The sequence below is a fragment of the Bacillus sp. D48C genome (assembly GCF_053345735.1).
In genome coordinates, this window is the sequence record NZ_JBKFAQ010000001.1 from 250699 (window position 1) to 263178 (window position 12480).

18 protein-coding genes and 1 pseudogene are annotated in these 12480 nt (G+C 35.4%); 13 read left to right on the forward strand and 6 right to left on the reverse strand.

Translation table 11 applies throughout. The features are described 5' to 3' along the window. Positions 1-88 precede the first annotated feature (88 nt). From ald to ACLBXA_RS01440, 7 genes and pseudogenes are all read left to right on the forward strand, one after another. Positions 89-1222 (forward strand): alanine dehydrogenase, encoded by a 1134-nt coding sequence (ald, locus tag ACLBXA_RS01410; RefSeq protein ID WP_001219402.1) that lies wholly within the window; start codon positions 89-91, stop codon positions 1220-1222. Positions 1223-1470: 248 nt separating this feature from the next. Then, positions 1471-1893 carry a hypothetical protein gene (locus ACLBXA_RS01415; protein ID WP_000534961.1) on the forward strand — a complete coding sequence of 141 codons (423 nt, stop codon included), beginning with the start codon at positions 1471-1473 and terminating at the stop codon, positions 1891-1893. Positions 1894-1937: 44 nt separating this feature from the next. Further along, positions 1938-2270, forward strand: a complete 333-nt coding sequence (locus tag ACLBXA_RS01420) for a cupin domain-containing protein (RefSeq protein WP_000450936.1) — start codon at positions 1938-1940, stop codon at positions 2268-2270. After that, on the forward strand, positions 2267-3055 hold the full coding sequence (locus ACLBXA_RS01425; RefSeq protein WP_000736719.1) for a GNAT family N-acetyltransferase: 789 nt from the start codon (positions 2267-2269) through the stop codon (positions 3053-3055). Before ACLBXA_RS01420 ends, ACLBXA_RS01425 begins: the two co-directional genes overlap by 4 nt. A 2-nt stretch (positions 3056-3057) precedes the next feature. Next, positions 3058-3402 carry a DUF6176 family protein gene (locus ACLBXA_RS01430; protein ID WP_001100212.1) on the forward strand — a complete coding sequence of 115 codons (345 nt, stop codon included), beginning with the start codon at positions 3058-3060 and terminating at the stop codon, positions 3400-3402. A 279-nt stretch (positions 3403-3681) separates the two neighbouring features. Beyond that, positions 3682-3822, forward strand: a pseudogene (locus tag ACLBXA_RS01435) (anti sigma factor C-terminal domain-containing protein); the annotation flags it as partial. 63 nt (positions 3823-3885) lie between these two features. Further along, positions 3886-4092 carry a hypothetical protein gene (locus ACLBXA_RS01440; protein WP_001248905.1) on the forward strand — a complete coding sequence of 69 codons (207 nt, stop codon included), beginning with the start codon at positions 3886-3888 and terminating at the stop codon, positions 4090-4092. A 13-nt stretch (positions 4093-4105) separates the two neighbouring features. Here the strand turns inward: ACLBXA_RS01440 and ACLBXA_RS01445 are convergent, their stop codons facing one another. Continuing rightward, on the reverse strand, positions 4106-4933 hold the full coding sequence (locus tag ACLBXA_RS01445; RefSeq protein WP_000941472.1) for a DUF2785 domain-containing protein: 828 nt from the start codon (positions 4931-4933) through the stop codon (positions 4106-4108). A 190-nt stretch (positions 4934-5123) separates the two neighbouring features. Here ACLBXA_RS01445 and ACLBXA_RS01450 point away from each other — a divergent pair, with 190 nt between their 5' ends. Both ACLBXA_RS01450 and ACLBXA_RS01455 read left to right on the forward strand, forming a co-directional pair. Next, positions 5124-5498 (forward strand): hypothetical protein, encoded by a 375-nt coding sequence (locus ACLBXA_RS01450; protein ID WP_000816728.1) that lies wholly within the window; start codon positions 5124-5126, stop codon positions 5496-5498. Between the two features lie 20 nt (positions 5499-5518). After that, positions 5519-5875, forward strand: coding sequence for a DUF3221 domain-containing protein (locus ACLBXA_RS01455; RefSeq protein ID WP_001079383.1), 357 nt, complete (start codon positions 5519-5521; stop codon positions 5873-5875). 30 nt (positions 5876-5905) lie between these two features. Here the strand turns inward: ACLBXA_RS01455 and pepQ are convergent, their stop codons facing one another. Further along, the gene (gene pepQ, locus ACLBXA_RS01460; RefSeq protein WP_000994039.1) at positions 5906-7003 is read right to left on the reverse strand and encodes a Xaa-Pro dipeptidase; all 1098 of its coding nucleotides are present in this window, start codon (positions 7001-7003) and stop codon (positions 5906-5908) included. Positions 7004-7152: 149 nt separating this feature from the next. On the opposite strand from pepQ, the gene ACLBXA_RS01465 reads away from it, so the two are divergent. After that, positions 7153-7836 (forward strand): metal-dependent hydrolase, encoded by a 684-nt coding sequence (locus tag ACLBXA_RS01465; protein WP_000868923.1) that lies wholly within the window; start codon positions 7153-7155, stop codon positions 7834-7836. A 40-nt stretch (positions 7837-7876) separates the two neighbouring features. Here the strand turns inward: ACLBXA_RS01465 and ACLBXA_RS01470 are convergent, their stop codons facing one another. Then, complete coding sequence (locus tag ACLBXA_RS01470) at positions 7877-8038, reverse strand: hypothetical protein (RefSeq protein ID WP_000976014.1); 162 nt, start codon at positions 8036-8038, stop codon at positions 7877-7879. A gap of 244 nt (positions 8039-8282) precedes the next feature. Between ACLBXA_RS01470 and ACLBXA_RS01475 the strand changes: the two genes are divergently transcribed. Next, positions 8283-9596, forward strand: a complete 1314-nt coding sequence (locus ACLBXA_RS01475) for a CBS domain-containing protein (RefSeq protein ID WP_000201579.1) — start codon at positions 8283-8285, stop codon at positions 9594-9596. Between the two features lie 210 nt (positions 9597-9806). Next, positions 9807-10070, forward strand: a complete 264-nt coding sequence (locus ACLBXA_RS01480) for a DUF3949 domain-containing protein (protein ID WP_000093045.1) — start codon at positions 9807-9809, stop codon at positions 10068-10070. 8 nt (positions 10071-10078) lie between these two features. On the opposite strand, the gene ACLBXA_RS01485 is transcribed toward ACLBXA_RS01480, so the two are convergent. Continuing rightward, a complete protein-coding gene (locus tag ACLBXA_RS01485) occupies positions 10079-10384 on the reverse strand; it encodes a YtpI family protein (RefSeq protein ID WP_001144782.1) in 306 nt (101 codons plus the stop codon). A gap of 159 nt (positions 10385-10543) precedes the next feature. Here ACLBXA_RS01485 and ACLBXA_RS01490 point away from each other — a divergent pair, with 159 nt between their 5' ends. Beyond that, positions 10544-11476, forward strand: coding sequence for a DHH family phosphoesterase (locus ACLBXA_RS01490; protein ID WP_000545134.1), 933 nt, complete (start codon positions 10544-10546; stop codon positions 11474-11476). 51 nt (positions 11477-11527) lie between these two features. On the opposite strand, the gene ytrI is transcribed toward ACLBXA_RS01490, so the two are convergent. Together ytrI and ACLBXA_RS01500 are read right to left on the reverse strand one after the other, a co-directional pair. Next, the gene (gene ytrI / locus ACLBXA_RS01495; protein WP_001265736.1) at positions 11528-12031 is read right to left on the reverse strand and encodes a sporulation membrane protein YtrI; all 504 of its coding nucleotides are present in this window, start codon (positions 12029-12031) and stop codon (positions 11528-11530) included. Then, positions 12028-12441, reverse strand: coding sequence for a YtrH family sporulation protein (locus ACLBXA_RS01500; RefSeq protein WP_002005839.1), 414 nt, complete (start codon positions 12439-12441; stop codon positions 12028-12030). Before ACLBXA_RS01500 ends, ytrI begins: the two co-directional genes overlap by 4 nt. Between the last annotated feature and the right edge of the window lie 39 nt (positions 12442-12480).

A 12480-nucleotide genomic window follows, 5' to 3' on the forward strand; every position in this document is an offset into this window, starting at 1 on the left:
TTGAGATATTATGTTAAAATATAAGAGCGTAGAAAGCGCTTTAAAAAATGATTCAGGGGTCATTTCATAACTCAAGGGGGAACTAATCATGCGTATCGGTATTCCAACAGAAATTAAAAACAATGAAAACCGTGTGGCAATGACGCCAGCGGGAGCAGTACATTTAGTACAAAATGGTCATGAAGTTTTTGTTCAAAAAGGAGCAGGTTTAGGATCTGGTTTTACGGATGAAGAATACGTACAAGCTGGTGCGAAACTTGTAGAAACTGCTGAAGAAGCATGGAATCAAGATATGGTTATGAAGGTAAAAGAGCCAGTAGCAAGTGAATACGGCTATTTCCGTGAAGGTTTAATTTTATTCACATACTTACACTTAGCTCCAGAACCAGAATTAACGAAAGCATTAATCGATAACAAAGTTGCATCAATCGCATACGAAACAGTACAATTAGACAATCGTTCTTTACCATTACTTGCACCTATGAGTGAAGTAGCTGGTCGTATGTCCGCACAAATCGGTGCACAATTCCTTGAGAAAAACAAAGGCGGTAAAGGTATTTTACTTGCAGGCGTTCCAGGGGTAAAACGCGGCAAAGTAACAATCATCGGCGGTGGTCAAGCTGGTACAAACGCAGCTAAGATTGCAGTAGGTTTAGGTGCGGATGTAACAATCATCGACTTAAGTGCAGAACGTCTTCGTCAACTAGATGACATTTTCGGTAACCAAGTAAAAACGTTAATGTCTAATCCATACAACATTGCAGAAGCTGTAAAAGAATCTGACCTTGTGATTGGTGCGGTATTAATTCCAGGTGCAAAAGCGCCAAAACTTGTAACAGAAGAAATGATTCAATCAATGGAACCAGGTTCTGTCGTTGTAGATATCGCGATTGACCAAGGTGGTATTTTCGAAACAACTGATCGTATTACAACTCACGACAACCCAACTTACGAAAAACATGGCGTTGTTCATTATGCAGTTGCTAATATGCCAGGTGCGGTTCCACGTACGTCAACTCTTGCATTAACAAACGTTACAGTACCATATGCAGTACAAATTGCGAACAAAGGCTATAAAGATGCTTGCCTAGGCAACACTGCACTATTAAAAGGTATTAACACATTAGATGGTTATGTAACATTCGAAGCAGTTGCAGAAGCTCATGGCTTACAATACGCTGATGCGAAAGAGCTACTTGAAAAAGCTCCTGCTTTATCATAATAGAAATACATTTGAGACCTTCCTTTTCGTGAGGAGGGTCTTTTTTATATGGGGAAATAACATGTGAATAATTGTTATTTATCCCGCATTAACGGGCAGTAAGACCCCCCACCCAAAAATTCAGCGGAAGCAAAGAAGTTAGGTGGGGGATGAATAAAACCCCCACTGATCAAAGTTTCACTTTATTGGTGTAAATCGATTTTTATTATGATAATTTAGAATTGTATAATAAAAAAAGAGGGAATTCTATGGGGAGCAAAAAGAGAAAGCGAAAGCAAGCTAAAAGACAAAAGTACATAAAGAAAAAACAGGAGCAGAACATACCTTTTTCACAAAAAGTAGTCATTACGATAGAGAAATCATTTCGGTATATTTGTATGGCTCTGTATGTAATTTTGTGTATGTATTCATTTGGAGTGTTTTACAGTTTTGAGATAAATCCTAATATTATTGAGAGTATTTTAGTATTTATCCTTGTTGCAATAGAATTAGTCTTATTCGTTATATTTTTTGATACAGTATGGCCTAGTCATGAAAGTAAAAAAGATAGAAAAAGAAGTAAAAAATCTTCATACGCTTCAAGCTCATCAAGTGGATTCGGTGACTACAGTAGCAGTGATTGTAGTAGCTCAAGTGATGGTGGAGGAGATTGCGGAGGGGGTGGAGATTAAGTTAATTTTTCAGAAGAACGACTAATGAAAGGATGAGACGAAAGATGGAAACTGTGAACTTAATAGAATTAACAAAGGACATTCAAGATCAACATAAAAACTTCGTCGTTTCAAATATAAACAGTCATTGCTTACGAATCGCTGTATTTACTGGTGAATATGATTGGCACTATCATTCTAATTCGGATGAATTATTTATTGTGCTAGAGGGAGAATTACTTATTGATTTTGAAAATGGAGAAACAGCGGTTTTAAAGCCAAATGATTCTATTTTAATTCCAGCATGTACGATTCATAGAACGAGAGCATTAAAGAGAACGGTAAATCTTTGTTTTGAACATATAGAGGCTGATACGATTAAGGTGGAGCAATTATGAAAAAATTATCTGTAGCTGAGTATGGAAAAGTTCTTCCGGTTTTAGAAGGTAATACAAGAACGACGACGTTTGCTTATGCCGTATGTGATCGAATGATAGATGGTGAGGTTTTTGTAAACGGGCAATTAACAGCAGGATTAATTATTACAGCTAACGGTATCTATTATTTATTTGGTGATACGGATGATCACAAGTATAACGAAGATTTATTTTCGTATATCAAAAAGGCTATTGAAAAAACAGAGAAGAGATTTACACTGTTCACTTCGAGCGAAGAATGGGAAATGATGATAGAAGAGCGTTTTAGTAATGTACTTCGGAACATCCCGCGAATGAAATTTCAAAGCGTAACCTTTGAAGAGAAACAACGAGATTTTAACAAAAATACATATGAAGTGAAGCGTATTGATATAAGAGATATAGAGCGAAGCAGTGAATTTAAAGAGGAGTACTACAAAGAGTATTGGGGATCAAAAGAAACGTTTTTGAACAGTGGTTTTGGATTTTGTATAGAACAAGATGGGATAATTGTAGCTGAATGTGTCTCAATATTTAACGGGAATGGTTTTGCTGAAATAGATATTGCAACACATGAAGCGCATCAAGGGAAAGGATTAGCTCAAGCTGTTGCGACAAGGTTCATTGAACATTGCATGCAAAATGATATTATACCGAGTTGGGATTGTTATGTAGACAATATTCCTTCGGTAAAATTAGCTAGTAAATTAAATTTTTATCATCCAATAGAATATAGTTTGTTTGTACGTAAGAAAACGGGGGAATAAAAATGAATGTAGAATTAACGAGATTTAAAGTTAAGCCTGGTAAGAGTCATCGAGTAGATGAATGGATGCAGCTTCTTAATGATAATATGAAAGAAGTACTTTTGACATTAAATGACGAAAAGATGTACGTTGAGACAATTTTCCGGGAAATAAGAGATGGAGAAGAGTACTTATATTGGTATTCTGTGCAAGGAAAAGGTGGGACTCATGTCGAAAATTCTCATCATGAAATTGATAAAAAGCACTTAGCATTTTGGTATGAATGTATCGATGAAGAAGCACCGTCTATTGATATGAAAACAGAAGTTGTTATGATTCAAGATGTTGTGAAGGAAGCGATGAAATAATAGAATAGTATTTCAGAGAGAAGCGCATCAAAATGGATGTGCTTTTTATTATGAAACAATTTATAAAAGCTGCATTTGGATATCTTTAAGTGAAAATAAAGAGGGATATCGAGAATATTTTAGGATAAACTATAAAGTGAAACTTTAATCAGTGGGGGTCATCCCCCACTGATTATCAGCCCTCACCAATCGGGCTTTTACGGGCAGTCCGCCCCCCACCTAATTTCTTTGCTTCCGCTGAATTTTGATGTGAGGTCTTACTGCCCGTTAATGCGGGATAAAGAAATAAAAAACACCAAACCAAAAGACTTACCAATATACGGTATAGTCGTAACAGGAAAAACAGAGGATTTACAAAGTTTACAAGGGTCACCGTATATTAAGGCTGCTGTAAGAGGTGTAACAGTTGAGAAATATTGATTACAAGTAATTAATGTGAATAATCAGAAAATTTATGTTATAATATGGGAAAAGGAGGTTTATATGAGGCAAATACATGGAGCAATTTATATTTACATAACAATGTTTTTCGTGGCGATATCCTATGGATTGGGGCACGTGTATTCGCATCCTATACTAACTTTTTTAAGTGGAGCATGTATGGCGTTTGCGCTTCTTGTCCACCTTTTCTCAGTTTGGATCGTGAAATTTCAATTAAATATTAGTGAAATAGAAGAAGGCACTTTTTGAGTGGCCTTCTTTTTTAATAATATTTTGGAAGCTCTTGTAGCAATTTTTCAATTTCGTATTCAGTTTCTTTACATATAGACATTGTACGTAATCTGAAAAATAAGCTACGTAAGAAAGATTTTGTATTTCCATATAGAAACTCGTACGATTCAATAGGTAGTACTTGTTTTTGGACCGGTAATTGAGCTGCTAAGTCACGAAGGGCTAATATGAGTATTTCTTCTTTTAGGTCATTTTGCAGCATTGCGACAATCGGATAAACGAGACGCTCGTCTTCTTCATATTTGTAGTAGATAGAATGGACAAAAACTTTGTTTAACAAAGTTTTTAATATCTCTTCGTAATGTAAAGTTTCTAGTTTAGGATTATGAACAAGCGCCTCAAATGTATCGGAAGCATGAGCGATACTATGTGCCCAGCCGTGGTCTGGAACATATCCGCGGAAATCATGTTCATTGTTCATATATAGAATTAATTGATCTTTTACATTTGAAATATCAGTTTGTGATAAGAAATTATGATTTGTATCTGCATCTATAATGAGCGCAATTAATAAGGTGGTAAATGCGCGAGTAAATACAGCATCTTCGTCATCTGAATGAATTTTATACAATAAATATTTTTCACCGATGCTTTCTAATAATAGTTTCTGTAATTGTGTGTGTGAAAGGTAGCGATTTTTGATGAGATGATAAAAAGTAGAGTAGATGAGTTTGTCCCTTAAATAGCTATCAGTATCGCCAATATGTTCAAGCATATTAGAACTTAAAGAATCAATGTTAAGTGTGTTATCCAGTATGTAATTATTATTACGAATTTCTTCTAATTGTTGTTGTAACATATAAATCCTCCTATTTTAGAAAATTCTGTATTTAAATAGTATAATAAAAGGAAGGAATAGGCAATGAAGTGAAACTTTAATCAGTGGGGGATTCCCCACCTAACTTCTTTGCTTTCACGGAATTTTGATGTGGGGATCTTACTGTCCGTTAATACGGGATAAATAAGTGTTTTTGAATGGAGGGGGCATTATGAAGAGAGCATTATTCTTTTTCATTAGTATTTTCTTTTTAGGGAGTTGTTCGATTTGGTATGTTACTTTTTCTAGCGAGAGCAAAAGTTGGACGGGACAATATAAGGGCCATATTAAGGACGACAGTGAAGATGGAGTGTTTACGTTTCAGTACAAAGGCGGAGATGGGAATACAGAATTTAAAAATTTAGAGATTGCTATTAATGGAGCCTTTAGCACAATGACACAAACGTCAGAAAATCATAAAGGAGCAAAGATTGAAATGAAATTATCTTGTGTAAGTTGTGCGCCTTTATCTAAAGATGAACCGATAGAGGTTTTGATTAAATGGGATGATAAGTATGAGGAGAAGATGGTGTTAAATTTGAAATAGCCTAGAGTAAGGAGTTAAAAATGAATAGGCATATGAAAAAATTAATGTTTATAAGTGTATTTCTAATCATATTATCAGCGTGCACTACAAAACAAGTAGAGGTAAAAAAAGTACCTAAAGAAGGGTATATCATATTAAGAAATGACACGGTGTTTTTTGCCGATGATAAAACGTTTGAAACAAAAGTAGAGTTGCAACATTATATAGAACAACAAATGAATAAAGAGCATCCATCACATATAGTCTTGAGCTTTAAGGACAAAGACGCATATAAACAGTTAAAAACAGGGGATAAAATAAAAGTATGGTTTTCTCAAATACTTGAAAGTTATCCAGCAAAAATGATTGTAGAGAAATTTGAAATAGTAGAGAAATAGAAAAAGGCAGCAACCAAGCTGCCTTTTTTGTTATTTTACAAATTGTAATTCTTTCGGGAACTTCGTTAAAATTTCTGATCCGTCTTTTGTGATGTAAATATCATCTTCAATACGAACGCCACCTACGTTTGGTACGTAAATACCTGGCTCGATTGTGAAGACCATACCTTCTTTTAATGGAGACTCGTTGCCAGCTTTTACATCTGGATATTCGTGTACGCTAATTCCAAGTCCGTGACCAAGGCGGTGCGGGAAGAAGTCACCGTAACCTGCATCTGCGATAACAGAACGAGCAGCGTTGTCGATTGCGCCAAGTGTAACACCTGGTTTACATGCTTCAACTGCTTGTAGTTGTCCAGCAAGTACAGTGTTGTAAATGCGAGTTTGTTCTTCAGAAATCTCGCCGAATGTTACTGTACGTGTAATATCAGAGCAATAACCTTCAATGATTACACCTAAATCAAATAGTACGAAATCACCGCGCTTCATTTTGTTTGCGCCAGGAATACCGTGTGGAAGAGCAGAGTTTGCACCCGCTAATACCATCGTATCAAATGACATTTTATGTATGCCTTTTGTTTTTAATTCGTGTTCAATAATTGCTAATACTTCTAGCTCGCTACGGTTTTCTTTAATTGCATTTACACCAACTTCAACAGCGTAGTCCGCCATTTTAGCTGCTTCGCGTAAAATAGAAAGTTCTTTTTCATCTTTAATTAAACGAAGTTCGCGAACTTTTTCCTCAGCTGATTTGAAAGCTGCATTTGGGAATAATTTCGTTAATTCTTCGTAGCGCTCTACGTTTAAATGTTCTTTTTCAATTGCAACTGCATTTGCATTGATGCCGCGGTCTTTAATTGCTTTTGCAATCATATCCCATGGTCTGTCAGTATCAGTAAATCCGATAATTTCATGTGCCCAGCCAGCGTTACGTGCTTGACCTTCTTCCATTTTAGGACAAATTAAAATAGGTTCTTTTTCTTGGAATACAAACATACCAAGTAATCTTTCATGCGGTTCACAGTGGAAGTTCGTCATGTAGAAGACGTTCGGTGTAGAAGTTAAGAACGCAGCTTCTACGTTTTTTTCTTTTAGCCATTGCATTAAATTTTCTAATCTAGCATTCATCGATTGGCACCCCCGAGATATTTAATTACAAATATAACTTTAACTCGGAAGAAAGCGTTATGACAAGTAAATAGATGTTAGAAAAGACAGGGAATAGAGAAATCATGTAGAATAAAAAGTGAGAATGTGAATAGGGGAGGAATGTAATAATGAAAGTATCTTATCATGGACATTCAGTTGTGAAAATTGAGGCGAATGGAAAAGTTATTTTAATTGACCCGTTTTTAACAGGTAATCCGAAAACAGATTTAAAAGCTGAAGATGTAAAAGTGGATGCAATCCTTTTATCGCATGGACACGGTGATCATGTTGGAGATACAGTAGAACTTGCGAAGAAAAATAATGCAGTTGTTGTAGCGCCATTTGAACTAGCAACATTTTTAAGTTGGCAAGGTGTAAATACACATCCGATGCATATTGGTGGTTCACATGAATTTGACTTTGGAAAAGTGAAGTTTACACAAGCATTCCACGGCTCTAGTTATATTGATGAAGCAAATAAGACGATTACATATACAGGTATGCCAGCAGGTATTTTATTTACAGCAGAAGAGAAAACAGTGTACCACGCAGGAGATACTGCACTATTCTCTGATATGAAGTTAATTGGGGAATTAAATAAAGTTGATCTAGCATTTTTACCAATTGGTGATAATTTCACAATGGGACCAGAAGATGCTGTACTAGCGGCAAAATGGATTAATTCGAAAACTGTTGTACCGATGCATTACAATACGTTCCCAGTTATTGAACAAGATCCATATCAATTTGTAGAAAAGCTACAAAATTGTACAGGGAAAGTATTAGAAGCTGGAGAAAGTATTACACTATAGAAAAGAAACCCTTCATTTGAAAAGAAAAGTGAAGGGTTTTTTACGTGTGTAGGACAGCTTTTAATGCTTGTATTTGTTTTGGTGATTCTTTTCTTTTTGTACGTGGTTGTTCAGGTGTTTCATTCAATTCCATTGCAACTTTTTTCCCATCTACGAAAGCTAAAAATATAGCACCTACAACCTCTAAAAATTTTTTCATCATGTGTACGCTCCTTTGTTTTATTTCTTGTCTTCATTGTATAGGGAATCAAGTGGGCGAACTATCGAATGAGATGACAATAGCATTACATTGTTGTAATAGAATGACTGGTGGAATGTAAGGGTCATTTTGTTATAAAAAAAATAGTACAGGTATGCAAAGAGAGAGTGTAACAGTTTTGAAAATATAGTATACTGAAAGTACAACACATGAAGAATTTAGGGAAAAGAAAGTATGGTGAAACCATTTGGCTACCAAGCATAACCAAATTTTAGAACATATTAATAGCCTGCCAGTAGGCCATAAAATTTCTGTAAGACAAATTGCGAAAGATTTGAGTGTAAGTGAAGGGACAGCTTACCGTGCAATTAAAGATGCAGAAAATAAAGGATATGTTAGTACAATTGAACGTGTCGGAACAATTCGAATTGAACAAAAGAAGAAAGAAAATATCGAAAAACTGACATATGCAGAAGTCGTTAACATTGTCGACGGTCAAGTACTTGGAGGCAGAGAAGGACTACATAAAACATTAAATAAATTTGTAATCGGAGCTATGAAATTAGAAGCGATGATGCGCTATACAGAAGCTGGGAATTTACTCATTATTGGTAACCGTACGAATGCACATCAATTAGCGCTAGAAACTGGAGCCGCTGTATTAATTACGGGTGGATTTGATACGGAAGATCATGTGAAGAAATTAGCAGACGAATTAAAGCTGCCGATTATTTCAAGTAGCTACGATACATTTACGGTCGCAACGTTAATTAACCGTGCGATTTATGATCAACTGATTAAGAAAGAAATTGTACTTGTTGAGGATATTTTAACACCAATTGAAGAAACGTTATATTTAAAGCCACATGATACAGTACAGCAATGGCATGCATATAACGAAGAGACAATGCACGGAAGATATCCAATTGTCGATGAAAATAAAAAAGTGCTAGGAATCGTAACTTCAAAAGACATGATCGGTGTAGCGAAAGAAACACCAATTGATAAAGTAATGACAAAACACCCAATTACAGTGAATGGTAAAATGTCTGTCGCAGCTGCGGCACGTATGATGGTGTGGGAAGGAATTGAATTACTTCCTGTCGTTGAGGAAGGAAATAAACTGCAAGGTATCATTAGCCGTCAAGATGTACTTCAGGCACTGCAAATGATTCAACGTCAGCCACAAGTTGGAGAAACAATTGATGATATCGTAACGAATCAATTTATGACGCCAAAAGAAGCGAAAAATGAGCATCTATATCAATTTTCGGTGACGCCGCAAATGACGAATTCAATCGGAACGTTATCGTACGGTGTATTTGCAACAATTGTGACAGAAGCGACAAATCGCGTCATTCGTGCGCAAAAGAAAAGCGATTTAATTGTTGAAAACTTAACAATTTATTTCGTGAAGCCGGTTCAAATTGATAATGTTGTATCCGTTCATCCGAAAGTATTAGAAATCGGGCGTAAATTTGGTAAGGTCGATGTAGAGGTGCATCATGAAGGTAATGTCGTTGGAAAAGCATTACTTATGGTTCAGTTAATTGATAAATAAAAAGATGGAACAAATCGTTTTGATTTGTTCCATTTTTTTTTGTTGTTTTAAATTTGAAAGACATGATTTTAGATGAGAGTTTTAGTGAAATATGTATGGGATGGAGTGGAAAAGTAACACGATAAAAGACAGAATAGTAATTTAATTTTGGTATATATTGTGTTATGATTATATTGTAAGAAAATGGATTTCTGGAAGGTGGTATACATTATGTCGTCAGCCGTACTCTTTTTTGGTAGTATCGCACTATTTTACTTTCTTGTAATGATACCGATCCAATATTTATATTTACAAGGTTTACATGAAAAAAAGGAAAAGACAGGATTATCTCAGCGAGAGCTATATGAAAAAATGTCTTTTGGAGAAGAACAATTACATTTTCACGTACAAGGTAACCCATTTAATATACCATCTGCGTTTGTTGCATATATGATTTTGAAAGTTAAGGGTCGTAAAAAAGCATCACAATATTGATGCTTTTTTTATGTTGCTTCATAGACTTCGGCTTCTTTAACTGCTAATGGTAAGAAGTGTTTGTATTGGCGAAACCCATTAAATACACTTGCACTACCAAATAGAACGAATAAAATACCAACGATAATACGAGCGGTTGAAAGTTCTAAAAAGAATTGGTTTACCCCGAAAAATAAAACGAATGAACCGAGTGCCATTGCGGATTTTCCTGAGAGCCAACCTTTTTCCATTGGGCGGTTTGTACGAAAGTATTTTGTTTTGTAAAAGAGGTACAACATAAATGAGACGATAATACAGAAGACTAATACTGGCATAATGAACACTCCCATCGCTTTGTGAAAAATAATAGAAAAGAAAAAGAAATATCTAAACTTTCTAACTTCTATTATAAAGCAATTGTTCGCATGTATGAAATACTTTCCGTTATAATGGAGGATAAAGCGAAGAAGTTGATTAAAAAGGAGATTATACATATGCATGAGCAAATTTTAGGAGCAATTAAAGAGTTTGATACAATTATTATTCATCGCCACGTGCGTCCGGACCCAGATGCATTAGGTTCACAGGGTGGCCTTGGTACAATTCTACAAGAATCGTTTCCAGAGAAAAATATTTATACGGTTGGGTACAATGAACCGTCGTTAGCGTACTTAAGAGTAATGGATGATATTGAAGATAGTGTATACGAAAATGCGCTTGTTATCGTTTGTGATACTGCGAATCAAGAACGTGTTGACGATCAACGCTATACAAAAGGGAAGATGTTAATTAAAATTGATCATCATCCAAATGAAGATCCATATGGAGATATTACGTGGGTAGATACGGCAGCGAGTTCTACAAGTGAAATGATTTATGAGTTTTACACGTATGGAAAAGATAAAGGATTAAAAATAACAAAAGAAGCAGCTCGCCTTATTTTAGCTGGAATTGTTGGGGACACAGGTCGTTTCTTATTCCCGAATACAACAGCAAAAACACTTCGTTACGTAAGTGAGCTTGTTGATATGGGTGTGAAATTCACAGATTTATACAATGAAATGTATAAGACAAAAGAAAAAATTGCTCGTTTAAACGGTTATATTTTACAAAACTTTACGATGGTAGAAGAAGGAGCAGCTTACATTAAATTAACGAAAGAAGTATTAGAAGAGTTTGATGTACTTTCTTCTGAAGCATCTGGTGTTGTTGGAGCACTTGGCAATATTGATGGATTAAAGGCGTGGGTTCTATTTTTAGAGGAAGACGACGTAATTCGTGTTCGTCTTCGTTCAAAAGGACCAGTTATAAACAAATTAGCAATGCAATATAACGGCGGAGGACACCCGATGGCTTCTGGTGCGAAGGCATCTTCTTGGGAAGAAGCGGATCGTCTTTTTGCTGATTTACGTGAGATTTGTAAATAAGAGAGTATATGTTAGAACGAAAAGAAGGAGCGGCGCTAAAGCCCTCCTTCTTTATTTTTCTTTCTCTATAGTAATGCTAATTTCAAGCACTGTATCAAAAGATATTGTATCGACTTTAAAACGGTATAGCCGATCGTAATGTTTGTACGTCTTGTTTTCGATTACCTTTTTGAGTAGGTCTTTATTTTTTGCGATACTTTGAATGTTTTTCGTTAAAAGATGCTGGAGATCATTATGGATAGATGTAGTCATATTTTCGAGTGTAAGATTGTCTAAATCGTATTTTTCTCGATTGATAAGTTTTATTTTAATCTCTTGAATGGTTAAGAGCCGTTTATTTTCAGTGTTCAATTTTTCTTGATCTTCGAGAAGGACGTGGAGTTTTGCTTCTTGTTTTTCTATAATTTCTCTTTGTTCTGCTATTTTACTAGCTTGTTCTTCTTGAAAAACACCGTATATGTACAAAAAAATAAACCAGCTCAACACGCCTCCAACAGCAGCACCAGCTAATACTAAGTACCATCTTTTTGCTGTATTGGCACTTGGTACTCTCATACATGTTCCTGCGTTAGCCATTTAATAATAATGAGACCTGTTTGCATACCACCAGTTGCGAAAAAAATAAGGAGAATTTGTTTTACGATATCTTTCATATCTCCGCCAAAGAAACTTCTTTCAAAGCTATAAAAGGTATCGAATGTTCCGCCGATTGCTGCAACGAGTGCCCAAATTCTTAAATTTTGGGCGAATTGATTAATGTAAGTTAGAGCTGGTTTTCCGATAAGAAACGCACCAAATCCACCAATTAATGAACCGCCAAGTATAACCCCAAAGGCAATAAAATAACTAATAATAAGCAGAGAGAAAAAAGTATGTTCTCTTACATCCATCGTCATTCCCCTTTCTTCTTCATATATATGGACAAAGTATAAGAAGTATGTTTTGATTTCCGCTTTCCTCATCACCTATAATAAAAGTAGTCAAATAGGTAAAGAGAGGGTACA